The sequence below is a fragment of the Streptomyces lancefieldiae genome (assembly GCF_031845825.1).
GTDB lineage: Bacteria > Actinomycetota > Actinomycetes > Streptomycetales > Streptomycetaceae > Streptomyces > Streptomyces lancefieldiae.
Genome location: NZ_JAVRFH010000072.1, coordinates 1 through 24,515 on the forward strand (window position 1 = coordinate 1; position 24,515 = coordinate 24,515).

Below are 24,515 nucleotides of genomic sequence, written 5' to 3' on the forward strand. Positions count from 1 at the left end.
GCCCCACCCCCCGCCGTCGCCCCCGTCCTGCCCGGCCGCCCCGACGCCGACCGCCCCCAGGTACGCGCCCCCGGCCACCAGCCGGACATCGCCAACGGCCCACCCTGCCCGTGGTGCTCCACCCCCAACCGCCCCGACCGCCACTACTGCGCGCGCTGCGCGATGCCCCTGGACCGCACCCAGGAACACGCCGACGGACCCGCCCCCTGGTGGCGCCGCCTCTTCGGCGGCCGGCGCCGCGAGACCCCCTGGGCCGGCGACCGCCCCCGTCTGCGCCGCGTCTTCGACCGCATCGGCACCTGGATCACCCTCGCCGTCGTCGTCACCCTCGCCGTCCTCGGCTTCGTCTACATCCCCGACGGCATCCGGGCCACCCGCGACCACTTCGCCAAGCGCGCCCCGGTCTCTCCGGACGCCATCAAGGCGTCCCGCTCCTTCGCCGGTCACAAGCCGGAGCTCCTCATCGACAAGCGCAGCAACACCTGGTGGGGTCCGGGCGTCGACCAGTCCGGACAGGGCGAGTGGATCGAGGTCAGCTTCACCGAGCCGACCCGTCTGCTGGACCTGATCATCACTCCGGGCGTCTCCACCAAGGCCGACAGGCTCAACGAGTCGGCCCTGCCGCACCGCGTGAAGGCGACGATCACGGCGAAGGACGGCACGACCGCGGTCCGCGACCTCACCCTGGACCAGGGCCCCGGCGGCCAGCGACGCCCGTTCCGCGTCGGCGAGGTCACCAAGGTCCGCTTCACCATCGAGTCGGCCCACGCGGCCTCCGCCAACAAGCAGGTGGCCATCGCGGAGATCGAGTTCTTCGGCCCGTCCAGCGCGAACCGCACCTGACCTCAACGGGAAAACCAACGGCCCCCTGGCTTTCGAAGGCCAGGGGGCCGTTTCACCTTGAGCCCCCTGTCGGATTCGAACCGACGACCTACGCATTACAAGTGCGTTGCTCTGGCCATCTGAGCTAAGGAGGCATCGCGCACAACAAACGCCGTACGCACGGGCGGCTCCACTGTACACAGCCCGCGTTTCCCCGATCCACGGACTTCCCCACTCCCCTCGGCGCGGGCCGGTGGGCCGTCCTCCGCGACGCCCATGGGGTGCGGCGCTCCGCCCAAGTCGCCCCGCGGTGTCGAAAATTTCGATGAAGTTCACAGGCCCGCAGGTACTGACAGATCAGGTGAACGCCAGGTACCGTCCTGTGCCAGTTCACCCGTGTGGACTACACCACCACCTTCCTACAACGGATCGTCCGGCACGTTCCTGCCGGTAGAAGGGGGCCTTCACCATGGCCACTGTTACGTTCGACAAGGCGACCCGGATCTACCCGGGTTCCACGAAGCCCGCCGTCGACGGTCTCGACATCGACATCGCGGACGGCGAGTTCCTCGTCCTGGTCGGACCGTCCGGTTGCGGCAAGTCCACCTCGCTCCGCATGCTCGCGGGGCTCGAGGACGTGAACGGCGGTGCCATCCGCATCGGTGACCGCGACGTCACGCACCTGCCGCCGAAGGACCGGGACATCGCCATGGTGTTCCAGAACTACGCGCTCTACCCGCACATGACGGTCGCCGACAACATGGGCTTCGCGCTCAAGATCGCGGGCGTCAACAAGGCGGAGATCCGGCAGAAGGTCGAGGAGGCCGCGAAGATCCTCGACCTCACCGAGTACCTGGACCGCAAGCCGAAGGCCCTCTCCGGTGGTCAGCGCCAGCGTGTGGCGATGGGCCGCGCGATCGTGCGTGAGCCGCAGGTGTTCCTCATGGACGAGCCGCTGTCCAACCTGGACGCCAAGCTCCGTGTCTCCACCCGTACGCAGATCGCCTCGCTCCAGCGCCGCCTCGGGATCACCACGGTCTACGTCACCCACGACCAGGTCGAGGCCATGACGATGGGCGACCGGGTGGCCGTGCTGAAGGACGGTCTGCTCCAGCAGGTCGACTCGCCGCGCAACATGTACGACAAGCCCGCGAACCTCTTCGTCGCCGGCTTCATCGGCTCCCCGGCCATGAACCTGGTCGAGGTCCCGATCACCGACGGCGGCGTCAAGTTCGGCAACAGCGTCGTCCCGATCAACCGGGACGCCCTGAAGGCCGCCGCCGACAAGGGCGACCGCACGGTCACCGTCGGCGTCCGCCCCGAGCACTTCGACGTGGTGGAACTGAACGGTGGCGTGTCCAAGACCCTCGCCAAGGACTCCGCGGACGCCCCGGCGGGCCTCGCGGTCTCGGTGAACGTCGTGGAGGAGACCGGCGCCGACGGCTACATCTACGGCACGGTCGAGGTCGGTGGCGAGACGAAGGACCTCGTGGTCCGCGTCAGCAGCCGCGCCGTGCCGGAGAAGGGCGCGACCGTCCACGTCGTGCCGCGGCCGGGCGAGAGCCACGTCTTCTCGTCCTCCACGGGTGAGCGCCTCTCCGACTGACACCCCGGGCGCCGGGAAACCGGGACGCCGGGAAACCACTCGGCCGGGTGAATTCACCCGCGTTGGCGAAAAGAGCCCCGCAGCCTGCTGCGGGGCTCTTCCCGTTGTCGACAAATTCCCCGGCACAACGGACGTTTCGAGCAGCGTTCGTCAACCCGCTACCCATTTCAGGCCTCTTTCCCATCCCCCGAACCGGTGACTAAATGTCGCCAAATCATTACCGGACGCTACCCTCTCTCGCGTGAAGCACTCCGTGAAGCACTCCACCACCCGACAGACGCGACGCGGCCGGGGCCCCGCCCACCGGATCGGCCGCTCTCTCGCCTTCGTCCTGCCCGTCGTCCTGGTGCTCTCCGGGACCCTCGCGGTCACCCGGGTCAACTGGTCGGGGGATCCCTCGGACTCGGTGCTCGCCGCGTCGGAGGCCTCCTCCTCCCACGCCTCCGCACGGGCCGCCCGCGCTCCGCACGAGGTGCTGCGCGACCGGCTGCTGACCGAGCTGCAGGAGGAGGACCCGGGCGTGGCCCTCACCCATCTCCAGCAGGCCGTCGACGAGCACCCCTCGCTGGCCGGACACTGCGCGTCCATCGCCCGCGCCCTCGGCCGCGCCGCGGTGCGGGTGTACGGCCCGACGCGTGCCCAGGCGTACGCGCGTCCCGTCTGCGACACCGCCTTCGCCTCGGGCGTCCTGGCCGCGCACGGCTGAGGGCCCTCCGGGGGCCGGTGGGGCGCCGCGTACAGTTCCGGGCATGACCGATCCGAACGCCGTGTCCCGCCGCCCCGTTCAAGCCGTCGTCCTGGCCGGCGGACAGGGTTCCCGGCTGCGTCCCTACACCGACGACCGGCCCAAGCCGATGGTCGAGATCCCGGGCACGGGGACTCCGATCATCGGCCATCAGCTCACCTGGCTCGCCGAAGAGGGCGTGACGGACGTCGTGGTCTCCTGCGGTCATCTGGCCGAGGTGCTGCAGAAGTGGCTGGAGACGGCCGATCTGCCGCTCTCCGTCACCACCGTCGTCGAGACCGAGCCCCTGGGCCGCGGCGGCGGCCTGAAGTACGCCGCCGCGCATCTCCCGCACCCGGACCGGCCCTGGTACGCCACGAACGGCGACATCTGGACGCGTTTCTCGCTGCGTGACATGGCCGACTTCCACGCCGAGCGGGACGCGGTCGCGACCCTCGCCCTGGCCCGGCCGCGGCTGCCGTGGGGCGCCGTGCAGACGGACGGCTTCGGCCACATCACCGACTTCATCGAGGCGCCGCCGTCGACGTTCGAGATCAACGCCGGGGTGTACGTCTTCTCGCCCGGCTTCGCCGCGATGCTCCCGGAGCGCGGGGACCACGAGCGGACCACGTTCCCCCGGCTGGCCCGTGAGCACCGGCTGGCCGGTTTCCCGATCCCGCAGGGGTCCTACTGGCGGGCGATCGACACCGCGAAGGACCTGACGGAGGCGGCAGGGGAACTGGCGGCCCTCGCCGGCCGCTGAGCGGCGTCCGGCCCCCATGCCGCGCCGAAGGGCCCCGCACGTCGTCCGTGCGGGGCCCTTCGGCGTACGTGGCTCTGCGTGTCCCCCTGTGCGTATCGCCCGGTTCGGGGTCGGGAGGGTCGGGTCGGGTCGGGTCGGGGGTGCCTGCCCTATCCCAGGAGGCCGCCCACGAGGCGTCCGTCCGGCTTCCCGGTGGGGGAGGATCCGCCGCCGTCCTCACTGCCGCTTCCGGTGCCGCCGGTCGAGCCGCTGCCGCCGCCGGTCGTGCTGCCGCCGGAGGTCGGCCCCGCCGTGGTGCTGGGGGCGCGGTCGGCCGGGGAGGTCTGCTGCTGCGGCGGTGCCTGGCCCCTGGTGCCCTGGGTCTGGCTGGGGGGGCCGGCGGTGGTGGCGCCGCCACTGTCGGGGAGGGCTCCCGGGGTCGTCGCCGCGTCCGTGGAGGGGGTGGCCGTGCCGCCGGTGGCGCCCTGGGTGGGTGAGGCGGAGGCCTCCGGGGTCTTCGGCTTCCGTGTTCCGGGCTCCTGGGGGAGCGGCGAGCCCGGCAGTTCGTTGCGCGGCGCCTCGCCGGGCCCGGGGACGACCACGCGGCCGGAGTCGCGGACGGCGCCGCCGAGCAGCGACCCGACGAGGAGGGTGATGCCGGTGACGAGGAAGGTGACGAGGGCGCCGCGGCGCAGGACGTAGCGGCGCAGGTCCCAGATGTGGGCGTGGGGGCCCAGCCGGCGCCAGGCGTTGCCGGAGAGCCGGCCGTCCACGGAGTAGACGGGGGCGCCGGCGATGATCAGCGGGGACCAGGCGGCGAGGTAGATGATGTCGGGCGCGTCGTAGGCGGGGACGCTCTGCCAGCTGACGGTGACGAGGAGGGCGGCGGACAGGCCCGCGCCGATGACGGCGGCGACGCGCTGCCAGCAGCCCAGGACGGTCAGGACGCCGACGATCACCTGGAGGAAGGCGATGACGAGTCCGGCGCCCACGGGGTGGGTGAGGGCGAACTGGCGCAGCGGCTCGGCGACGTCCCAGGGGTGGAGGGTGTTGAGCCACTTGACCATGGAGCCGCGTTCGCCGCCGTCGAAGTAGACGGGGTCGCAGAGCTTGCCCATGCCGGCGTAGACGGAGATGGAGCCGAGGAAGACGCGCAGTGGGAGCAGGACGACGCCGAGGTTCATGCGGCGGCCGGGGAAGTACGCGTGCCGTGCCGGGTCTTCGGCGTGGCGCCTGGTGCGCGGCTCGCGCCCGTCGGTGGGGTCCTCGGTGTCCTCGTAGTCGTAGTAGTAGTCGTCGTGCGCGGGGGCGGCGGCGGTGGTGTCGAAGTCGTCGCCGGTGTAGGCGGGTTCGTCGTAGGCGCTGCCGACGGTGCGCATGGCGGGCAGCAGCCGGGTTCCGCGGGGGAGGGAGCCGCGCTGGGCGCCGACGAGGGGTGTTTCGAGGGTCTGGGAGCCGTCGTCGTACGCGCCGTGGCCGGGGTCGCCCCCGTCGGTGCCGACGCGGGGGATGACCTGGGTGGCTCCGGCGTCTGTGGCGTCGGCGGAGGTGTCGGCGGCCGGGCCCTCGGTGTGCCGGCCGACTCCGGCCCGCACCGCCTGGAGCAGCCGGTGGGCGCCGGTGTCGTCCGGGTCGGACCGGCCGCTCCAGATCACGGCGCGGCGGCGGGCGGGGGCCGGGGCGGCGGAACCCGCGGCGCCTGCGACGGGCATGCGGGCGGTGTGCTGGGTGGCGATCAAGTGCCGCGCGATCCGCGGGGATCGGGTCCGCCGCGCGGAGGCACCGAGCTGCACGCGGAAGCTCGCGTGATTGACGATGACCTGGGCCGGATCGCTCGGCACCTTCACCATGCTCAGCGCGGGAGCGTCGTCGATTTCCGACGAGCGGTCCCCCGTGGGTGTGCGGGGTGTTCTGGTGTCCACGCTCATCTAACCGAGTGATGTGTCGTTAGGACACTGCCTTGCCCGCCCGGATCTGTCCGGACCGCGTCAAGCTCGTCCGACCCACCCGGAACGCCCCGCAGGGGGGACCGGCCCGAACACCCGTCCCTTCACGGGGCCCCGCCGTCAGGTCGCCCCGCACCGCGGGCGCCCGCCGCGGCACCGGCGTTGAGCGATCGGTGCCGCCGGACCCCCGCCGGACACCGGAGCCGCACGGCCGCTCCCCCGCACGGCCCCGCCGAACAGAACCGCCGCGTCAGACCCGACGCCGAGCCGCCTCGTACAGCACGATCCCTGCCGCGACACCCGCGTTGAGCGACTCGGCCCCGCCGGGCATCGGGATCCGCACCCGGAAGTCGCAGGTCTCGCCGACCAGTCGCGACAGCCCCTTGCCCTCGCTGCCGACGACGATGACCACCGGGCCCCCCAGGGCCTCCAGCTCGCCGAGTTCGACCTCGCCGTCGGCGGCGAGGCCCACGACCACGATCCCGGCCTTCTGGTAGGCCTCCAGGGCGCGCGTGAGGTTGGTGGCGCGGGCCACCGGCGTCCGGGCGGCCGTGCCGGCGGACGTCTTCCAGGCGCCCGCCGTCATGCCGGCCGCGCGCCGCTCGGGCACGACGACGCCGTGGCCGCCGAAGGCGGAGACGGAGCGGACGACGGCGCCGAGGTTGCGCGGGTCGGTGACGCCGTCGAGGGCGACGATCAGCGGGTCCGCGCCCTCGTCGTGGGCGGCGGCGACCAGGTCCTCGGGGTGCGCGTACTCGTAGGGCGGGACCTGGAGGACGAGCCCCTGGTGGTTGAGCCCGTTGGTCATCCGGTCCAGCTCGGGACGCGGCGCCTCCATCAGGTTGATGCCGCCGCGCTCGGCCGCGAGCTGGAGCGCCTCGCGCACCCGCTCGTCGTTGTCGATGAACTGCTGGACGTAGAGCGTCGAGGCGGGCACGCCCTCGCGCAGTGCCTCGTAGACGGGGTTGCGTCCGACGACGAGTTCGGACGTCGAGCGCCCGCCCCCGCGCCGCTGCTGCGGGCGTCCCGTGGTGCGGCGGGCCTTCGCGTTGGCGGCGCGCTGCTTGGCGTGCCCCTTGCGCATCTCGGCGGGGGGCGTCGGCCCCTTGCCTTCCAGGCCCCGGCGTCGCTTGCCGCCGCTGCCGACCTGCGCGCCCTTCTTGCCGGACATGCGGCGGTTGTTCGCGGCCATGAGTTACCTGTCTCCGCTCTCTACGGGAGTGTGCGTGATGTCTGCGTGTTGTGCGGTGTCTTGTGAAGTGTCTTATGCAGTGTGCCGCCCGGGAGGCCGGGCGGCACAGTCGATCTTCGGGATCGAGCTTCGGTGACCGGTCGGGTCAGCGGGAGCCGAGGCTCCAGCGGGGCCCCTGCGGGCTGTCCTCGATGACGAGTCCGGACTCCTTTAGCTGGTCGCGGATGGCGTCCGCGGTGGACCAGTCCTTCCGTGCCCGCGCCGCCTCGCGCTGGTCCAGGACCAGACGTACGAGGCTGTCGACGACGTGCCGCAGGTCCTCGCCCTGCTCCTGCTCCCCGGCCCAGTGCGGCGCCTGCGGGTCCAGGCCGAGCACGCCGAGCATGGCACGGACCTCGGCGAGGCGGGCGACGGCGGCCTCCTTGTCGTCGGCGGCCAGCGCGCTGTTGCCCTGCCGGACGGTGGTGTGCACGACGGCGAGCGCCTGCGGGACGCCCAGGTCGTCGTCCATCGCCTCGGCGAAGGCGGGCGGCACCTCGGCGGCGGGCTCGACACTCTGGCCGGCCAGCTCGGTGACGCGCTGCACGAAGCCCTCGATCCGCGCGAACGCCGACTCGGCCTCGCGCAGGGACTCCTCGCTGTACTCGATGGTGGAGCGGTAGTGGGGCGTGCCCAGGTAGTACCGGAGCACCACGGGCCGCCACTGCTTGACCATCTCGCTCACGAGCACGCTGTTGCCGAGCGACTTGGACATCTTCTCGCCGCTCATGGTGACCCAGGCGTTGTGCACCCAGTACCGGGCGAAGGCGTCGCCGAAGCCGCGGGCCTGGGCGATCTCGTTCTCGTGGTGCGGGAAGATCAGGTCGATCCCGCCGCCGTGGATGTCGAACTCGGTGCCCAGGTACTTGTGGGCCATGGCCGAGCACTCCAGGTGCCAGCCGGGCCGCCCCCGCCCCCACGGCGTCTCCCAGCTCGGCTCCCCGGGCTTGGCCGCCTTCCACATGGCGAAGTCCCGCGGGTCCCGCTTGCCGGTCTCGCCCTCGCCCTCGGGCTGACGCAGGTCGTCCAGCTCCTGGTTGGACAGCGCGAGGTACCCCGGCAGGGAGCGTACGTCGAAGTAGACGTTGCCCTCGGCCTCGTAGGCGTGTCCGCGCTCGATGAGGCCGCGCATCATCTCGACCATCTCGGTGACGTGGCCGGTGGCACGGGGCTCGTAGGTGGGCGGGAGGCAGCCGAGGGCGTCGTAGGCGTCGTTGAACGCCCGCTCGTTCTCGTACCCGATGGACCACCAGGGGCGGTTCTGTTCCGCCGCCTTCCTGATGATCTTGTCGTCGATGTCGGTGACGTTGCGGATGAACGTGACGTCGTAGCCGCGGTACGCGAACCAGCGGCGCATGATGTCGAAGTTCAGCCCCGACCGGATGTGCCCGATGTGCGGGGCGGCCTGCACGGTGGCGCCACACAGGTAGATCGAGACACACCCGGGCGTGAGGGGGGCGAAGTCACGGATCTGCCGGGCGCTGGTGTCGTACAGGCGAATAGTCACGAGGTCCAGGGTAGTAGGCGTCGGGCAGTGCCAAGGGCGTACATGGCCGCTTGTGGCCGGACGGGGTCCGGAAGGCGGCGCGAGGCTCCCGTCCGGCCGAGTCGCCGAGGCGGGGACGGACCGCCCCGCACACCACACTCACCGCCCACTCACCCCACTGACCCCGCTCACCCCACCCGCACCACCAACGCCGTGGCCACCGCCATCAGCCCCTCCCCCCGCCCGGGGAAGCCCAGCCCGTCCGTCGTCGCCCCGGACACCGACACCGGCGCCCCCACCGCCTCCGACAACACCTTCTGCGCCTCGTCGCGCCGCTTGCCGATCTTCGGCCTGGGCCCGACCACCTGCACCGCGACGTTCCCGATCCGGAACCCCTCCGCCCGCACGATCCGCGCCGCCTCGGTCAGCAGGGTCACCCCCGACGCCCCGGACCACTCCGGCCGCCCGGTACCGAAGTGCTGCCCCAGGTCACCGATCCCGGCCGCGGAGAACAGCGCGTTGCACGCCGCGTGCGCGACGACGTCCGCGTCGGAGTGCCCGGCCAGGCCGGCCCCCTCTCCCTCCCACTTCAGGCCGGCACACCACAGCTCACGCCCGTCCTCGAAGGCGTGGATGTCGGTGCCGATCCCGACCTGCGGCAGCGCGGGGAGCCCGTCCGTCTCAGAACCCATCGTTCAGCCTCCTGCGCGCCAGCACGGCCTCGGCGAGCACCAGGTCGAGAGGCCGCGTCACCTTGAACGCCTCCTCGTGCCCCGGCACGACCACCACCGTCAGTCCGAGCTGCTCGACCATGCTCGCGTCGTCGGTGACGTTGTCGGCCACCGTCTCGTGGGCGCGCACCAGCGTCCCGCGGTCGAATCCCTGCGGCGTCTGCACCGCACGCAACCGCGCCCGCTCCGGCGTCGCCACCACCGGCTCCGGTTCGCCCGGCACCGCGGCGGGCTCGACCTGTTTGACGGTGTCGGCGAGCGGCAGCGCCGGCACCACGGCGGGCGCGCCCTCCCGTACGGCCTCGATCACGGCGTCCACCGTGTCCACCGGCACCAGCGGCCGGGCCGCGTCGTGCACGAGGACGATGTCGTAGTCGGTCGGCAGCGCGTCCAGGCCGAGCTGTACGGACTCCTGGCGTGACGCGCCGCCGGGTACGACGAGGAAGTCCGTCCTCTCGGGCAGCGCGTGCGCGTCGAGCAGGCCCTTGACCTCGGCGGCGCCGTCGGGCGGGGCCACGACGACGACGAGAGAGACCGCGCGTGAGGCGGCCATCGCACGGACCGCGTGGATGAGCATGGGCGTGCCGCCCAGCGCGCGGAGGGCTTTGGGGGCGCCCGGCCCGAGGCGCACGCCCCGGCCGGCGGCCGGAACAACAGCCGCGGTCCGGGCGTTCGTACGGGCCTCGGCCGGTGTCCTCGCGGGCGAGGGACGCGATTCGTCAGACATCGGTTCCTGTCAGGTTTGTGTGCTCGACCTAGTTGGGTATGGCCTCACCGTGCCGGGCGCGACGCCTTGACCGGACCCTTCCGTGACCCCGGTCGAGCCTGCGCCCGGGCCCGGCACGCCAGTACCCGGGGAGGAAGCCTCCCGGGATGAGCCTACGAAGACGAACGGCACCCCGGGACGGGAATCCGGGTATGAACATGCCGCAGCGCCCGGCGACAGCAAGGGTGTCATCGGGCACCGCGGCATTTCAGTGCGCTGAACCGAGCGGGCAGTGGGCTGCGCCTCGTCTCAGGAGGCGAGCACCTCGTCGAGCAGGGCCTCCGCCTTGTCCTCGTTGGTGTTCTCCGCGAGAGCCAGCTCGCTCACCAGGATCTGGCGGGCCTTGGCGAGCATGCGCTTCTCACCTGCGGAGAGTCCGCGCTCGCGCTCCCGGCGCCACAGATCGCGTACGACTTCCGCGACCTTGATGACGTCGCCGGAGGCGAGCTTCTCCAGGTTTGCCTTGTAACGACGCGACCAGTTCGTGGGCTCCTCGGCATACGGCGCGCGCAGCACTTCGAAGACCCGGTCCAGCCCGTCCTGACCGACCACATCACGCACGCCGACGAACTCCGCATTGTCCGCTGGCACACGTACCGTCAGGTCACCCTGGGCGACCTTCAGCACCAAGTAGGTCTTGTCCACGCCTTTGATCTGGCGAGTTTCGATAGCCTCGATCAGCGCGGCCCCGTGATGGGGATAGACCACGGTGTCGCCAACCTTGAACGTCATGTGACAGGTACCCCTTCCGTGGCTATCCAGGGTAACACGGATACGGCGTCTTCTGAATGGCGTTTTCGCAGGTCAGGGCATATCTCGGGGCTTGACAACAGCGACAGGAACGTGCTGCGGCGGACGGGCGGGAGAAAGTATTCGCAGGTCGGAGCGGCTCTTCAGGCTGGGTGAAACGCGCACGTCACACACAACCGGAGGCACTCCCACCTACCCGAAGATCCCCATATGTCCGGTTGCAGGTGTGCGACTTCCGCTACTCCGTTCGATGGCCGGGGCGTGCTTCCGGACGAATCCGGAATTGATCACCGGGCGCCCCGGGCCGCCCCGTCTGTGATCAATTTCCTGGCCGTCCGCGCATTCCTCCACGGAAATTTCGCGTGCCGGTGGACGGCCGGTATCACGGGACTTCTTATCCGAATGGCCGACGACTGTTGACGAGTGCGCGAGCCGCAAAGCGACTCGGGACGGGAACCCGTGACAGGCGCGCCGGAGCACCGCGCCGTACCCCTTGTACTCCGGCCGCACGGTCCGCCCACGGGCCCGGGCTACCGCCTGCCGGGCGAAGCCGGGCCTCTTCGGGGAGGGTCGGGTGCGGCGGCCCCGGAACGGCTCGGTAGCCTGAAGCCGCTGACAGACACTTAGGGCGGCTTTATCCGTAGCCGCCACCCGCTCGAGTCCAAGGAGTTGCCGCCGCCGTGAGCAGCAGCCTTCGACGTGGCGGCCTCGCCGCCGCCGCCATCGTGTTCTCGATCGCCTCGCTCGCCGCGTGCGGCGCCGGCCACAACGCCCAGACGCTGGAGATCAAGCCGGACAACGCTGCGACGGCCGTCGGCGACATCAAGATCCAGAACGCGGTCGTCATCACGCAGCCCGACCTGGAGTCGACCGGCCCCGCCGTGGTCTCCGCCACCCTGTTCAACAACGGCCGGACCGACCAGACGCTCGAGTCCATCACCGTGGCCGGCACCGACAAGTCCGCCGAGCTGAAGCCCGCCAAGGGCGAGAAGGGCGGCGTGACCGTCCCGGCCGGCGGTTCCGTGGTCATCGGCGGCAAGGACAACGCCTCGGCCGTCCTGCCCAGCAGCCGCGAGGCCGTCAAGGACGGCAACGCGCAGGAGATCACCTTCACCTTCAGCAAGACCGGTGACGTGAGCCTGCGCGCGTTCGTGGTCCCCGCCGAGAGCTACTTCTCCGAGTGGGGCCCGAGCGACGTCCCCGCGGCGTCCGGCGCGTCGGCGCAGCCGTCGCAGGAGACCTCCGGGGAGCCGGGCGACGGCACGTCGGACTCCGGCGACACCGAGACCGGCACGGAAGAGACCGGCACGAACGAGTCCGAGACGGACGTGTCCGGCACCCACGAGTCCGGCACGGACGAGACGGGCACCGGATCGGGCGCGGGCGACTCGACCGACGAGGCCGACGCCGGCCACTGAGCCCCGTACCGCGGAACGCACCGCGGGCCGCAGGCGCACGAAGGGCGGGACCTCCCGGAGAGGAGGTCCCGCCCTTCGTCGTACGTCACGGGCGCCGGCGCGCCGGCCGGTCTACGGCTCGAACTTGTAGCCGAGCCCCCGCACCGTCACCAGGTACCGCGGCGCGCCCGGGTCGGGCTCGATCTTGGCGCGCAGCCGCTTGACGTGGACGTCGAGGGTCTTGGTGTCCCCGACGTAGTCGGCGCCCCACACCCGGTCGATCAGCTGCATGCGGGTCAGCACCCGGCCGGCGTTGCGCAGCAGCATCTCCAGCAGGTCGAACTCCTTCAGCGGCAGGTCGATCTTGGTGCCGCCGACGGTCACGACGTGCCGGTCGACGTCCATGCGGACGGGGCCGGCCTCCAGCGCTGCGGGGGCGACCTCCTCCGGCTCGCCGCGGCGGCGCAGTACGGCCCGGATGCGGGCGACCAGTTCGCGGGAGGAGAAGGGCTTGGTGACGTAGTCGTCGGCCCCTATCTCCAGCCCGACGACCTTGTCGATCTCGCTGTCCTTGGCGGTCACCATGATCACGGGGACGTTCGAGCGGCCGCGCAGCTGACGGCACACCTCGGTGCCCGGCAGGCCGGGCAGCATCAGGTCGAGGAGGACGAGGTCGGCGCCGTTGCGCTCGAACTCGTCGAGTCCGTCGGGCCCGGTGGTCGCGACGGCGACCTCGAAGCCCTCCTTGCGGAGCATGTACGACAGGGCGTCGGAGAAGGACTCCTCGTCCTCGACGACGAGCACACGGGTCACGGAAGGACCTCCGGGGCGGGAAGCGTTTCGTACGGGGATGTACGGGGGGATGAGGGGGACCGCTCGGGCTCGGCGCTGAGTCCGGCGCGGTCGGTCCGCTGCTGTGCGCGGTCGCGGGACGCGCCCGACTCCGGCAGTCGCAGGGTGAAAGTGGAGCCCTGGCCTTCGGCGCTCCACACCGTGACCTCCCCGCCGTGCGAGGCGACCACGTGCTTGACGATCGCGAGACCCAGACCGGTGCCTCCGGTGGCCCGGGAACGGGCCGGGTCGACGCGGTAGAAGCGCTCGAAGACGCGCTCCTTGTCCTTCTCGGAGATGCCGATGCCCTGGTCGGTCACGGCGATCTCGATCAGGTCGCCGCCGGGCGCGCCGACGCGGCGGGCTGCGATGCCGACGCGGGTGCGGGCGGGCGAGTAGTTGACGGCGTTCTCGACGAGGTTGCCGAGGGCGGCGGCGAGCTGGCCGCGGTTGCCGCGTACGTGCAGGTCCGCCGTGCCGCCGGCGGCCATGGTGATCTGCTTGGTGCCGGCCGCGTGCCGGCAGCGGTCGATGGCCTCGGCGACCAGTTCGTCCACCCGGACGGGCTCGGCGTCGTCGAGCGGATCGTCGTTCTGGACCCGGGACAGGTCGATGAGCTCCTGCACGAGGTTGGTGAGCCGGGTCGCCTCGATCTGCATGCGCCCGGCGAACCGCTCCACCGCCTCCGGGTCCTCCGAGGCGTCCATGACGGCCTCGGACAGCAGGGAGAGCGCGCCGACCGGTGTCTTCAGCTCGTGGCTCACGTTGGCGACGAAGTCGCGCCGTACGGCCTCGATGCGACGGGCCTCGGTGAGGTCCTCGACGAGCAGGAGCACGAGCCGGGAGCCGAGGGGGGCGACGCGCGCGGAGACGGCGAGTGCCTCGCCGCGCCCGGTCCCCCTCCTCGGCAGATCCAGTTCGACCTGCCGTATCTCCCCGTCCCGCCGGGTGTCCCGGGCCATCTGGAGCATGGGATCCACGGCGAGCTTGCCGCCCCGGACCAGGCCCAGGGCGTACGCCGCCGAGCTGGCCTTGACCACCGCGTCGGCCTCGTCGAGGACGACGGCGGAGGACCGCAGCACCGACAGGACCGTGTCCACGCCGGGCGGGAGCACGGGGTCGGTGTGCAGGGAGGTGCGGGTGGGCCGCTTCTGGTCGCGCTCGCTCCAGCGGAACGCCAGCATGGCGATGACGCCGGTGAGTACTCCGGCGATCGCTGCCGCTGCGGCGACCGCCGCGTTCACGTCCATGCCCCCAGGTTAGGCATGGCGGACGGCCCCGCCCCAGCCATCGGGGTGCGAGCTCGAACACTCGTCGCCCAGAGTTCACCTTGGAGCCAGTGACGGTTCACGTGCGGTGCCGGAAACGGACGCGTACGGGTCGGAACGTGTAAGCGTGGGGGCACGGCGAGGGGTTCGAACCGGCGCCGAGCCGGTGCGAGCCCCCCAAATGGACGTACGAGAGGGAACCCTGATGCGGGACGCGTACCACGAGGAACTGGATTCGATCGGCGACGGTCTGGTGGAGATGGCGCGGCTGGTCGGGTCGGCGATCGGGCGCGCCACGACCGCCATCCTCGACTCCGACCTGAAGCTGGCCGAGAACGTGATCGAGGCCGACCAGAAGGTCGACGAGCTCCACCACGACCTGGAGGCCCGGGCGATAGCCCTGCTGGCCCGGCAGCAGCCGGTGGCGACGGACCTGCGCATCGTCGTCACCTCGCTGCGGATGTCGGCCGATCTGGAGCGCTCGGGCGACCTGGCCCAGCACGTGGCCAAGCTGGCCCGGCTGCGCTACCCGGAGCGTGCGGTGCCGCACGATCTGCACGCCACCATCCTGGAGATGGGCCAGCTCGCGCAGCGCCTGATGGCGAAGGCGGCCGAGGTGATCATCACCAAGGACGTCGACCTGGCCCTGCAGCTGGAGCAGGACGACGACGAGATGGACCTCCTCCACCGCACCCTCTTCCAGCACCTGATGGACGACCGCTGGAAGCACGGCATCGAGACGGCCGTGGACGTGACGCTGCTCGGCCGTTACTACGAGCGCTACGCCGACCACGCCGTCGCGGTCGCCAAGCGGGTGGTGTACCTGGTCACCGGCGAGCACGCGGACGATCTGCAGGCGGACATCCAGCCGGCGACGCAGGTCGAGAAGGCCTGAAGCGCGCCTGGGCGGGGACGGGCCGGCAGGGGGGCGCGCGCGGGCGCCCCAGTGCGCCGTTGATGCGACCACGTCCGCGGGCTTCCAATGGGCACAGGCACCAGCCCCCAGGAGGAACCCATGGCCGATTCCCCCAGCACCCAGCCCGACCCCGCACAGGAACGCCGGACCGAGCAGCCCACCGAGATCCGCAACCTGCCCCTGATCGCCGCGTGCGGCTGCGGTTCGGGCTGCGGCTGCGGCTGCCAGTCGGGCAATCCCTGCCAGTGCTGACGCGGTAGGCGCGGTACGCACCGGAGCGGTAGCCGTAGCCATAGCCGTAGTAGTCGGTGGTACGGCGGCCGGGTTCGCCCCGGCCGCCGTACGGGCGCACCCTGGAGGAAAGACCCTGAAGGGGGTGCGAGGCCATGGCTCACTTCATGGACGTGCACCACGGGATGCACGGCGTCACGTCGGACCAGCTCCAGAAGGCCCACCAGGCGGACCTCGCCCTGGAGAAGGACGAGGACGTCCACTTCGAACACGCGTGGGCGGACCCGGACTCCGGCACGGTCTTCTGCCTCTCCGAGGCCCCGTCGGCCGACGCGGTCCAGCGCGTCCACGAACGCGCGGGCCACAAGGCGGACGAGATCCACGAGGTCCCGCTCTCGGCGTAAGCCCCCTCAGGTGTCACGTCGTTCGACCTGAGTACGGGTACTCAGGCCCGGGGAACGTTCGCGTCCGACCCTGGAGACAGAACGAACGACCCAGGCCCAGGGGAGACCGAGAACCGATGAACACCAACCTGATGCGTACCCTCACCCGCCTGACCTTCGCCAACCGCGTCTCGGCGGTCTACCTCGCCCTGGTCGGCGGCGCGATGGCCGTCGCCGTGGTGGAACCCTTGTTCGCGACCGACCCGGACGCTTCCCTCATCTGGGTCTGGCCGGCCCTGCTCACCTTCCCGGCCTTCGGTTTCGTCGCATGGCTCGGCGAGGCGGGCTGGGGCGGCGACGCCCCGACGTGGTTCTTCGTCGGCGGCATCGCGCTCTCGGCGCTGGTCCAGTCCCTGGCGCTGGGCGCGGCCTGGCGGGCGCTGCGGGGGCACCGGCACGGGGTCACCGCGGCGGGCTGAGCGGTCACGCGCGGCCGGGGATCCGTGCGGCGGCCCGCCACTCGGCGCCGCTGCGGGCCGAACGCCGTAGGCGCACGGCGCGCAGGCCGAGGAACACCAGCACCGCAAGCGGCGAGAGCAGGACCGTCATGACCAGCAGCGGTCCCGTCACCCGTGCGGAGATCCGCAGCCGCCTGGCCTCCCGGTACATCCACTGCCCGATCAGCAGGTCCCAGGCGATGACCTGGGCCCAGACGGCTCCCGCGCCGTTCGCGAGCACCGCCAGGTCACGGAAGGTGTCGATGTCCGGGCGGCTGACCGCGGCCCAGAGCTCCGGGAACACGGGGGCGGCGAGCGAGAGGTGGACGAGCAGCACGGGCACCACGGTCAGTGGTGACGCGGCGACGCGTTCGGTGTACCGCCACCCCGGGGCGAAGATCATGAGCAGCCAGACGGGGGCTGCGAGCCAGAAGGAGAACTCGAAGAGGAAGCCGGTCATGCGACTAGGTCCTTTCCCGTGATGTGTGAGGTGACGTCTCCGGCGCCGACGGGAGCGGACCGACCGGGACGACCGGACCGACCGGGACGACCCGTCCACCGGACGGAGACGTACGTACCGGCCACGGCGACCGCCAGGATCCACCCGGCGGCCCCCAGTGTCGGGGCGTCCGGACGGGTCAGCGCCTGGCCACGCAGCGCCTGCCAGAGGACCAGCCCGAAGGAAGCGGCGTAGACCCCCGACGCGAGCAGCACGAGCCGCAGGCGCACCCGGTCGTCGGCGAGGCGGGCGAAGCGTGGGGCGAGGGCGGTCAGCGCCATGACCACCAACGGCAGCAGTTGCAGCGCGTGCATGCCGACGAAGTGCGGGATCCGCAGGTCGCCGCCGGTCGTCGACCACCCGGTCAGCGGCATCGCGGGACCACCGTCCGGCACGCCCACGCTGTGCGCGCCGACCACGTCGGACTCGCCGCGCCGCTGTCCCGGTGCGGGCTGCGTCATCAGGAACCCGACGGCGGCGCCGGCCAGCGCGAGAACGACGCCGGAGCGCATCGCCCACGCCGACGCGCGGTCGGCGATGCGGGCGCGGAGCAGCAGCACGGCGACCGCGAGCGTGCCGAGCCACAGCACGACGACCGTGACGGCCATCGCGTTGAACAGTGCCGCGTCGAGGGACGTCGCGTAGTTGAAGTGGCTGCGCCTCCCGCGTGCCGCCTGCACGACGATGATCGCCATCTCGACGAGGCTCGCCACGGCGACGACGGTCCCCGCCCACCAGCCCACGCGCCGGCCACGTGTGAGGAGCGACAGCACCCAGGCCAGCGACAGGCCGTAGGCGACGAAGGACACGGAGAACTTGAAGGGCTTGGCCCAGATCGGCGCCCCCGCCAGAACCCGGTCGTCGACGACGAGCCCGACACCGGACACGACCGCCAGGCCCGCCATCACCACCGAGAAGACGACCAGCGGCCGATGCCACGACGACCACGACGGCCGGAACATCCAGGAGCCGGAACGTAACGCAGACACAACTCTCCCCCAAACCTGACACTCAGCGGATAGCAGCACTATCCGCTATCTGATAGTGCCACTATCTATGATGGGGGACCGTCCGGCAAGCGACGGAACAGGCGGCCAGGCAGAGCGCGAGGAGTGAACCGACGGTGCGCATTGGTGAGTTGAGCCGGCGAACCGGAGTCCCGGTGCCGACGATCAAGTACTACGTCCGTGAGGGCCTGCTGCCTCCGGGCGAGCTGACCAGCCCGAACCAGGCGTCCTACGGCGAGTCGCACGAGCGCCGGCTGCGCCTGATCCGCGCCCTGCTCGACGTCGGCGGCATGAAGGTCGCCGAGATCGCCGACGTACTGACGGCCATCGACGACCGTGACCGCCCGCTGCACAAGGTGCTCGGCGCCGCGGCGGACCGCCTCGGCGCGGACCACGACGACCAGGCCGACGACGCCGACACCGACGGCGCGTCACGAACAGCCCGGGCCGTCGTCGCCGACCTCGTCACCCGGCGCGGCTGGCGCACCCACGAGTCCAACCCGGCGGCGGCCGACCTGACCAAGGCCCTCGCCGCGATGGACCGCCTGGGCCACAGCGCCTTCACCGACGTGCTCGACGACTACGCCGACGCGGCGGAGCAGGTCGCCCGCGCCGATCTCGCCTACGTGGACCGGGAGGTGGCGGTGGAGGACATGGTGGAGGCCGTGGTGATCGGCACGGTCCTGGGCGAGGCGGTCTTCAACGCCCTGCGCCGCCTGGCCCACGTGGACGCGTCGGCGAAGCGTTACGGGACGCAGGGGCAGCCCGGAACGCCGGGGTGACACCGAGGCCCGCACGCCGCGAGCACCAGCCCGGTGACCCGCGGCCGTCCCTGCCGGGCGGACTCGGCGACGGGGAGCAAGTCCACCGTCGCCGAGGACATCAGCCTGCCGGGCCGCGCGACTGCGCGGGGAAACGACTCAGGGGACTCAGGGGACGATGACCCGGCGCCCGCGCGCATGACCGGCGTGGCTGTCGACGTGCGCCGCGGCGGCCTCGGCCAGCGTGTACGACTTCTCGACCGGGATGTGGAGCTTTCCTGCCGCGATGAGGCGGGCGGCCTCGGCGAGCGCGTCCGGCACGCTCCCGGCCACGCCGGAGAACCGGACACCGAGGTCCGGCGCACCGAGATCGGCGATGGAGACGACCTTCTGCGGATCCCCGGTCAGCTCGACGAGTTCGCGGATCACGCCCGAGCCGGCCAGATCCAGAGCCGCGTCGACCCCGCCGAGCTGCCGCACCCGCTCGACCCAGCCCTCGCCGTACGTCGTGGCGACGGCACCCAGGCTGCGCAGATAGTCCTGGTTCGCGGCCCCGGCCGTGCCGATCACCGAGATGCCGCGCTCGCGGGCGATCTGCAGCACCGCCGATCCGACTCCGCCGGACGCACCGCTGACCAGCAGCGTCTGCCCGGGCCGCACACCGACCTGGTCGATGATGCGCAGCGCGGTCTCGACCACGGAGGGGTACCCGGCCGCCTCCTCGAACGTCAGCCCCTCGGGCATGCGGGCCCAGGCCGACAGCACGGCGAACTCGGCGTAGGTGCTCGCCCCTTCGCCGAACACTCGATCGCCGACCGCGACCCCTTCCACGCCCTCGCCGACCTCGTCCACCACCCCGGCGGCGTCCAGCCCGACTCCGGCGGGCAACTCGACCGGATGGGCCCCCAGAACCTGGCCCTCACGGATCCTCCAGTCGACGGGGTTCACACCCGCCGCCCGCACGGCGATGCGTACCTGGCCGGGGCCCGCGTGGGGCTCCTCGGCGTCTATGAGGTGCAGGACATCAGGGCCGCCGAACTCGGCGAAGCTCACTTTCTTCATGCCGCCGACCGTAGCACTAACGGTTAGCTTTTTAGAACCGTTTCAGTTACGCATCTGCTAGCGTTCGGACATGCCCGTGCCGACCGGCCGCCGAGAGCGCAAGAAGGCCGCGACCCGCCAGAAGATCGCCGACACCGCCCTGCGGCTCTTCCTGGAACGCGGGTACGACGCGGTGGGCATCCGTGACGTGGCCGCCGAGGCCGACGTGGCCGTCACGACGCTCTTCTCCCACTTCGCCTCGAAAGAGGCCCTGGTGTTCGAGCAGGACGCGGACTTCGAGCACCGCCTGACCCGGGCGGTCACCGGCCGGGCTCCGCACGAGCCGCTCATCCCCGCACTGCGCCACGAGATCCATGCCCTCGTCCGCCACTGCACGGCGGACGGCGCCGCCCCGATCTGGCGCATGATCGAAGAGTCGCCCGCGCTGCGGAAGTACGAGGAGTCGATGAGGCTGCGTCACGCGGAGACGCTCGCAGCGGCCATCGCCGCCGACCTCGGCCTGCCCCCGACCACAACGGCCTGCCGGACGATCGCGAGGTTCACGATCGACGCCTACACGCTGGCCCGCGAGGCTGCCGATCCGCAGGCCGCGGTGGACGAGATCTTCCAGATGATCGAGGCGGCCTGGCAGGCCGCCACCCCTACTCGCCCTACGTGAGGACCTGCCCCTCCAGGCAGAACCCGGACAAGACCCTGGCTGGACAGGACCGGGACATCCCGTAGGCCCACAGCCGCAGGCACCGCAGACCCACGCGTCTTCGCCTGGCCGGCCCCAGCACGGCAAGTCGGTGTTGCTAGCCTCAGCGCGCTCTGACCAGCGCGGCCGTCCTGGTGTCGGCCTTGGGGCCGGCCCTCCCGAAGAGGTGACGTGATCAAGCAGGTATGCAAGAGCGCCGCGATCGTGGCGGCCCTCGTCGCATTGTCAGGATGCGGGGCCGGCTCCGAGGGAGCGAAGCCTTCCTCGTCGCCCTCCAGTGACAAGGTCGACGCCATGCTCACCGGCACTTGGGGTTCCACGTCGGGCACGTGGAACCCTGAGCTCGGACCCGGAAGCGTGCTTGTGCTCCACATCAGAAACCTGCAGGTGGAACTGATGGGAGATCACCACTGCTTCGGCACGGTGGCCAAGGAAGATGGACTGCACGTCATCAGACTCAAGTGCGATGACGGCAATACCGACCGGACTGTGGGGCGCGTCTACGGACTGGTGGCGGACACCATGACTGTCGACTGGGAAGGGCTCGGGGCTGACAGTTTCCGGCGGGCCGAGTAAGCACGCGCGGTGAGTGGAGTGAGCCGCCTTGAACCCGTGCAGAGGGCGGTAACCCAGACGCTGGTGGAAGCCGCCCGGGCTCACGCGTCGAAGTCGTACTCCAAGATGTACGAGGCGGCGTCCAGCGTCATTTCGTTGACCTCGACGGGGCGGCCTTCGTCCGTGAACGCGGTGCGGCAGATGAGGATGACCGGGGTGCCCGCGGACATGCTCAACTGTGTTGCCTCATCCTTCGACGGCATCCGCGAGCGGATCTCTTCGCGGAAGTGCGCCGGCTTGTAACCGAGTTCGGCGAGCCTGGTGTACGTCCCACCCTGTCCGGTGTCTTCCTGAGTGATCGCGGATCCGGCGACCAGAGATGTGGGCAGGTAGCTCGTCGCGAGCAGGACTGGCTTGCCGTCCAGGACGAAGCGCCGACGCCTCACGCACACCGTCTCCTCACCGGCCAGGTCCAGGACCGCGCCGACGCGGTTGGGCGCGGACTCCTCGGACACGGTGAGCTGGTCCACCTCGAGCATGCGGTTCTCAAGGTCCGTCGACCAGATGGAACGGCCGTTGCCCCATTGCTGCTCGGCCAGTCGCTGGATGCCTCGGCGCCGAAGCGGGCGGAATGCCCGGACGAACACGCCGGCGCCCTTTCGGGCTTCGGCGACGCCTTCGTCCCGGAGGACGCTCAGGGCCTGTCGGGCCGTCATGCGAGCCACGCCGTACGTGGCCATGAGGTCGTTCTCCCCTGGAAGCCGATCACCAGGACCGTACTCGCCCGACTGGATCGCCTCGCGCAGAGAGTCCGCGATCCGCTGGTACTTGGGCCGACGGTCGCCATCGGTGTGGGCCATCCCGTGGACCTCCTCTCCTCTCTAGACACCTTAGGCCACAGGTTGAGCGTTCGCTCGCTGCGTGTAGCCGCGCTACCAAGGTCGCGACCGCTTCACTTGCCCGCTTGACGTCTCTAGAGATGCCGGTCCATAGTGAGATGTCTAGAGAGGCTGTCCGGTCATAAGTGAGGGGGTGCTGCATGGCGTCGTCCTGGACCGATCCGTCGACTGCCGTGGTGTCCGTGGTGTCTGTGGTGACAGCTTCGGCACCGACATTCGCCGGTGCGGACGGGCGCGAGTTCCGCGATCGAAAGCCTCGTCGCCTCCGCTGCGGCGACAGCGGCAGGGAGTGAGTACGGATGGCTTACACGATCGACCGCTACCCCTGTGAGGAATCACCGCGCCTCGGCGCGATGACCTTGCATCCGGAGCCCGAGTCCGTGTCCCGTGCGCGGCGCTGGTTCCGGAAGTTCATCGCTCCGTACAACCCGGCTTGTTCGGTCGACGACTGCGTGTTGATGATCTCGGAGCTGGTCACCAACGCCATCCGCTACGGGGAGGCGGAAGGCCCCTGGCTGGTGCGGGTCGAGTGGTTCCGCGAGGGAACGTCGCTCCGCGTGGAGGTGCACAACCCGGGCTTCCCGGCGAGCGTACGGCTACGGCACCCGGATGCGGACGACGCTCACGGACGAGGGCTGCTCCTCGTCGACGCCACGGCGGACTCCTGGCACTCCGGGCCCAGCCACTTCGGCGGAACGGTCGTCTCCTTCGTTGTCGCCGATGCCTGGCCAACGTGAGGGGAAAGCCCACACCTTCCGTCACCTGGAACCGAGCGAGCCGAGTCGGGAGGTCATTCAACGGCCCAGGGCGGCCCAGCACAACGACGAGCCCCCTGCCGGCGCGAAAGGCCGAAGGCAGGGGCTTACTCGTGGGCGCTTACTTCTTCTTGCCCTGGGTCTTGTCGGGGATCTTGGTGAGCTGGTTTTTTGCTGGTCAGGGACGGTGGGCTCGTGCGTCTGGTGGTCGTCGTTGGTCGTCGTTGGCCACTGTCGAGCGGCCTCGGACGGCCCAGGGACGGCCCAGCCCTGCCGCGCTCGACTGGCAACTGGCGTTGTCAGTGGCCCCGTCTAGTCTCCGGCCATGAGCATGATCGGTGAGTACCTGCGTGTCACGGCTGCTGAACTCGGCCGGGCGACCCGAGAGCCCGACTGGGCTCTGGACTTCGTCGAAGAGGTCCAGGACGCCGAGGAGGAGACGGAGCCTGCGCCGGCCAAGGCGCGTCACTTCAGCACGCACAAGGCCTGGGACATGCTCCGTTTCCTGCTGGCGCGTGTCGAGTTCCCCGTGAACGTTATCCACGGTGAGGAGCCGTTCGCCGAAAATGAGGACTGGGGGTACGGGCCTCCGAGGTACCTGCGACCTGAGCGGGTCAAGCTCGCAGCGGAGACTCTACGGGTTACCAGCTATGACCAGCTCGTCAGAGGTGTGGATCCTGCCGAACTGACCAGCGCCGAGGTGTACCCCCTCGGGTGGGACGTGCCTGGCGCACTGGAGTGGGGTCGTCACTGGTACGACAGCCTCGCTCAGTTCTTCGAGGCCGCTGCCGGAGCGGACGACGCGGTGCTCGTCTGGTTGGACTGATAGGCAGGTGCAGCGGTAAAACCTCAGCTTGGGAAGCCTGGGTTGTCTACGAGTGGTCGCTGAGCTGACCTACGGTGGTGCGGCCCCGTAGCCTGACAGCCTGGCGCCCTGGTCCTCGCGATTCCCCGTGGTTCCCTGCACGATCTGGCACGGTTCTGGCACGATCTCTTCGTCTGCTGCAGCAGTAACCGGCCGGTGTCTGGCCCGGTATGCGCAGGCTGGGCAGTGGCCACGCCATGGGGAGGGGCAATGAGGATCAAGGACCCGGAGTACCCGACAGCGGTCGAAGCAGCTGTGGAGATCCTGCGGGAGTGGGCCTGTCGGGAACAGACCATCACGTACGGGGAGTTGAGCGCCGAGCTGGCGGCACGGGGCTTCGACTCCATCCCGCCTCACCGCGGAGTCATGACCTACCTACTCAAGGATGTCTGCCTCCACCGTAACGAGGACGGACGAGCACCGATGCTCTCGGCGATTGTGGTGAACAAGGCGAGCCGGGAGCCCTCCGACCAGTTCTCCGGCCTTGCTCGAAGCCTGCCCTTCTCCCGGCCGGCCAACTGGTCCTGGCGGGACGAGCAGCAGCAGGTGTTCGCTCAGCACCGAAAGGCATGACCTCGGTCCTCGACACCCGCTTTAGGAGTTCGAGCTTCTCTCGGCTTGGTCTGGTCTCGTCTCGTCTCGTGAACCGGTGCCGTCCAGGGGTGCTGTGGGCCGCCGTCGTTCGGGGTCGTTGATGTCAGCGGTGGATGTACCGGAACAGCTCGGGCACCGGGCAAGCCTCCAGCGGCTTATCCGGCCGGTCGGCCCAACGCCACCAGACGTGCCGACTGGTACACCCCAGCAGTATCCGGCAGGTCCGCCGGGGATCATCCTCCCGCTTGACGAGGACGAAGCCGCCGGCCTTCATGGGCTGGCTGCATTCGGGGCAGGCCGGGGCGTCGTTGGTCATGCGGCGCACCTTAACGGAGCGACCTCTTCGTCCCGGAGCAACTTGAGTGGGGCTAGATGTACTGCCCAGGGACGTTGGTCAACCTGGTGACGGGCGGTTTGCCGCCGGTTGCGGTGTGGGGGCGGTGGTGATTGTAGTGATGGAGCCAGGCCGGCAGGGCTTTGCGGCGGGCTGATTC

Annotated in this window: 29 protein-coding genes and 1 tRNA gene; 15 read left to right on the forward strand and 15 right to left on the reverse strand. The window is 70.7% G+C overall.

Annotated elements, in window-relative coordinates; translation table 11 throughout:
* Positions 1-843, forward strand: an 843-nt coding sequence (locus RM812_RS36915; protein WP_394816568.1) for an NADase-type glycan-binding domain-containing protein, incomplete at its 5' end; no start/stop codon positions are given.
* A 60-nt stretch (positions 844-903) separates the two neighbouring features.
* Here the strand turns inward: RM812_RS36915 and RM812_RS36920 are convergent.
* Positions 904-977 (reverse strand) — tRNA-Thr (locus RM812_RS36920).
* 314 nt (positions 978-1,291) lie between these two features.
* On the opposite strand from RM812_RS36920, the gene msiK reads away from it, so the two are divergent.
* The 3 genes from msiK to RM812_RS36935 all read left to right on the forward strand — a co-directional run bounded on the left by msiK (position 1,292) and on the right by RM812_RS36935 (position 3,915).
* Positions 1,292-2,428 carry a diacetylchitobiose ABC transporter ATP-binding protein MsiK gene (gene msiK, locus RM812_RS36925; protein WP_311583704.1) on the forward strand — a complete coding sequence of 379 codons (1,137 nt, stop codon included), beginning with the start codon at positions 1,292-1,294 and terminating at the stop codon, positions 2,426-2,428.
* Positions 2,429-2,681: 253 nt separating this feature from the next.
* A complete protein-coding gene (locus RM812_RS36930; protein WP_311584094.1) occupies positions 2,682-3,134 on the forward strand; it encodes a hypothetical protein in 453 nt (150 codons plus the stop codon).
* Between the two features lie 43 nt (positions 3,135-3,177).
* Complete coding sequence (locus tag RM812_RS36935) at positions 3,178-3,915, forward strand: nucleotidyltransferase family protein (protein ID WP_311583707.1); 738 nt, start codon at positions 3,178-3,180, stop codon at positions 3,913-3,915.
* 149 nt (positions 3,916-4,064) lie between these two features.
* On the opposite strand, the gene RM812_RS36940 is transcribed toward RM812_RS36935, so the two are convergent.
* From RM812_RS36940 to RM812_RS36965, 6 genes are all read right to left on the reverse strand, one after another.
* Entirely contained in the window at positions 4,065-5,822 is a 1,758-nt protein-coding gene (locus tag RM812_RS36940; RefSeq protein ID WP_311583710.1) for a DoxX family protein, read from the reverse strand.
* Positions 5,823-6,090: 268 nt separating this feature from the next.
* Complete coding sequence (gene rlmB / locus RM812_RS36945) at positions 6,091-7,032, reverse strand: 23S rRNA (guanosine(2251)-2'-O)-methyltransferase RlmB (RefSeq protein WP_311583713.1); 942 nt, start codon at positions 7,030-7,032, stop codon at positions 6,091-6,093.
* 145 nt (positions 7,033-7,177) lie between these two features.
* Positions 7,178-8,578 (reverse strand): cysteine--tRNA ligase, encoded by a 1,401-nt coding sequence (cysS, locus tag RM812_RS36950; protein ID WP_311583716.1) that lies wholly within the window; start codon positions 8,576-8,578, stop codon positions 7,178-7,180.
* Positions 8,579-8,745: 167 nt separating this feature from the next.
* Positions 8,746-9,249: a 2-C-methyl-D-erythritol 2,4-cyclodiphosphate synthase gene (gene ispF, locus RM812_RS36955; RefSeq protein ID WP_311583719.1), complete on the reverse strand. Its 504-nt coding sequence runs from the start codon at positions 9,247-9,249 to the stop codon at positions 8,746-8,748.
* Positions 9,239-10,015: a 2-C-methyl-D-erythritol 4-phosphate cytidylyltransferase gene (gene ispD / locus RM812_RS36960; protein WP_311583722.1), complete on the reverse strand. Its 777-nt coding sequence runs from the start codon at positions 10,013-10,015 to the stop codon at positions 9,239-9,241. The genes ispF and ispD overlap by 11 nt, the downstream gene beginning before the upstream one ends.
* A 288-nt stretch (positions 10,016-10,303) precedes the next feature.
* Complete coding sequence (locus tag RM812_RS36965) at positions 10,304-10,786, reverse strand: CarD family transcriptional regulator (RefSeq protein WP_003953493.1); 483 nt, start codon at positions 10,784-10,786, stop codon at positions 10,304-10,306.
* Positions 10,787-11,484: 698 nt separating this feature from the next.
* Between RM812_RS36965 and RM812_RS36970 the strand changes: the two genes are divergently transcribed.
* Positions 11,485-12,222, forward strand: a complete 738-nt coding sequence (locus RM812_RS36970; protein ID WP_311584042.1) for a copper chaperone PCu(A)C — start codon at positions 11,485-11,487, stop codon at positions 12,220-12,222.
* A 111-nt stretch (positions 12,223-12,333) separates the two neighbouring features.
* On the opposite strand, the gene RM812_RS36975 is transcribed toward RM812_RS36970, so the two are convergent.
* Together RM812_RS36975 and RM812_RS36980 are read right to left on the reverse strand one after the other, a co-directional pair.
* Positions 12,334-13,014, reverse strand: coding sequence for a response regulator transcription factor (locus RM812_RS36975; protein ID WP_019326704.1), 681 nt, complete (start codon positions 13,012-13,014; stop codon positions 12,334-12,336).
* Positions 13,011-14,282, reverse strand: coding sequence for a sensor histidine kinase (locus RM812_RS36980; RefSeq protein ID WP_311584049.1), 1,272 nt, complete (start codon positions 14,280-14,282; stop codon positions 13,011-13,013). The genes RM812_RS36975 and RM812_RS36980 overlap by 4 nt, the downstream gene beginning before the upstream one ends.
* A gap of 223 nt (positions 14,283-14,505) precedes the next feature.
* Between RM812_RS36980 and phoU the strand changes: the two genes are divergently transcribed.
* From phoU to RM812_RS37000, 4 genes are all read left to right on the forward strand, one after another.
* Complete coding sequence (gene phoU, locus RM812_RS36985) at positions 14,506-15,195, forward strand: phosphate signaling complex protein PhoU (RefSeq protein WP_311584053.1); 690 nt, start codon at positions 14,506-14,508, stop codon at positions 15,193-15,195.
* A gap of 120 nt (positions 15,196-15,315) precedes the next feature.
* Positions 15,316-15,468, forward strand: a complete 153-nt coding sequence (locus tag RM812_RS36990; RefSeq protein WP_311584056.1) for a hypothetical protein — start codon at positions 15,316-15,318, stop codon at positions 15,466-15,468.
* 134 nt (positions 15,469-15,602) lie between these two features.
* Positions 15,603-15,851 (forward strand): SCO4226 family nickel-binding protein, encoded by a 249-nt coding sequence (locus RM812_RS36995; RefSeq protein ID WP_311584059.1) that lies wholly within the window; start codon positions 15,603-15,605, stop codon positions 15,849-15,851.
* Between the two features lie 116 nt (positions 15,852-15,967).
* Entirely contained in the window at positions 15,968-16,309 is a 342-nt protein-coding gene (locus RM812_RS37000; RefSeq protein ID WP_311584062.1) for an SCO4225 family membrane protein, read from the forward strand.
* A gap of 4 nt (positions 16,310-16,313) precedes the next feature.
* Here RM812_RS37000 and RM812_RS37005 read toward each other — a convergent pair whose 3' ends face one another.
* Together RM812_RS37005 and RM812_RS37010 are read right to left on the reverse strand one after the other, a co-directional pair.
* Complete coding sequence (locus RM812_RS37005) at positions 16,314-16,787, reverse strand: ABA4-like family protein (RefSeq protein ID WP_311584064.1); 474 nt, start codon at positions 16,785-16,787, stop codon at positions 16,314-16,316.
* Complete coding sequence (locus RM812_RS37010) at positions 16,784-17,731, reverse strand: hypothetical protein (RefSeq protein ID WP_311584098.1); 948 nt, start codon at positions 17,729-17,731, stop codon at positions 16,784-16,786. The genes RM812_RS37005 and RM812_RS37010 overlap by 4 nt, the downstream gene beginning before the upstream one ends.
* Positions 17,732-17,949: 218 nt before the next feature.
* Between RM812_RS37010 and RM812_RS37015 the strand changes: the two genes are divergently transcribed.
* The gene (locus RM812_RS37015) at positions 17,950-18,615 is read left to right on the forward strand and encodes a MerR family transcriptional regulator (RefSeq protein ID WP_311584067.1); all 666 of its coding nucleotides are present in this window, start codon (positions 17,950-17,952) and stop codon (positions 18,613-18,615) included.
* 147 nt (positions 18,616-18,762) lie between these two features.
* Here the strand turns inward: RM812_RS37015 and RM812_RS37020 are convergent, their stop codons facing one another.
* Positions 18,763-19,656 (reverse strand): NADP-dependent oxidoreductase, encoded by an 894-nt coding sequence (locus RM812_RS37020; RefSeq protein ID WP_311584070.1) that lies wholly within the window; start codon positions 19,654-19,656, stop codon positions 18,763-18,765.
* 70 nt (positions 19,657-19,726) lie between these two features.
* Between RM812_RS37020 and RM812_RS37025 the strand changes: the two genes are divergently transcribed.
* Positions 19,727-20,314, forward strand: coding sequence for a TetR/AcrR family transcriptional regulator (locus RM812_RS37025; RefSeq protein ID WP_311584073.1), 588 nt, complete (start codon positions 19,727-19,729; stop codon positions 20,312-20,314).
* Positions 20,315-20,524: 210 nt separating this feature from the next.
* A complete protein-coding gene (locus RM812_RS37030) occupies positions 20,525-20,929 on the forward strand; it encodes a hypothetical protein (protein WP_311584077.1) in 405 nt (134 codons plus the stop codon).
* A gap of 80 nt (positions 20,930-21,009) precedes the next feature.
* Here the strand turns inward: RM812_RS37030 and RM812_RS37035 are convergent, their stop codons facing one another.
* A complete protein-coding gene (locus tag RM812_RS37035) occupies positions 21,010-21,768 on the reverse strand; it encodes a GntR family transcriptional regulator (RefSeq protein ID WP_311584080.1) in 759 nt (252 codons plus the stop codon).
* Positions 21,769-22,106: 338 nt separating this feature from the next.
* Here RM812_RS37035 and RM812_RS37040 point away from each other — a divergent pair, with 338 nt between their 5' ends.
* The 3 genes from RM812_RS37040 (at position 22,107) to RM812_RS37050 (ending at position 24,000) form a co-directional block, all read left to right on the forward strand.
* Positions 22,107-22,544 (forward strand): ATP-binding protein, encoded by a 438-nt coding sequence (locus RM812_RS37040; RefSeq protein ID WP_311584083.1) that lies wholly within the window; start codon positions 22,107-22,109, stop codon positions 22,542-22,544.
* Between the two features lie 343 nt (positions 22,545-22,887).
* On the forward strand, positions 22,888-23,388 hold the full coding sequence (locus tag RM812_RS37045; protein ID WP_311584086.1) for a YfbM family protein: 501 nt from the start codon (positions 22,888-22,890) through the stop codon (positions 23,386-23,388).
* 249 nt (positions 23,389-23,637) lie between these two features.
* Entirely contained in the window at positions 23,638-24,000 is a 363-nt protein-coding gene (locus tag RM812_RS37050; protein WP_311584089.1) for a hypothetical protein, read from the forward strand.
* Positions 24,001-24,124: 124 nt separating this feature from the next.
* Here RM812_RS37050 and RM812_RS37055 read toward each other — a convergent pair whose 3' ends face one another.
* Both RM812_RS37055 and RM812_RS37060 read right to left on the reverse strand, forming a co-directional pair.
* Positions 24,125-24,337, reverse strand: a complete 213-nt coding sequence (locus RM812_RS37055; RefSeq protein ID WP_311584092.1) for a dehydrogenase — start codon at positions 24,335-24,337, stop codon at positions 24,125-24,127.
* A gap of 52 nt (positions 24,338-24,389) precedes the next feature.
* Positions 24,390-24,515, reverse strand: a 126-nt coding sequence (locus RM812_RS37060) for an integrase core domain-containing protein (protein WP_311583691.1), incomplete at its 5' end; no start/stop codon positions are given.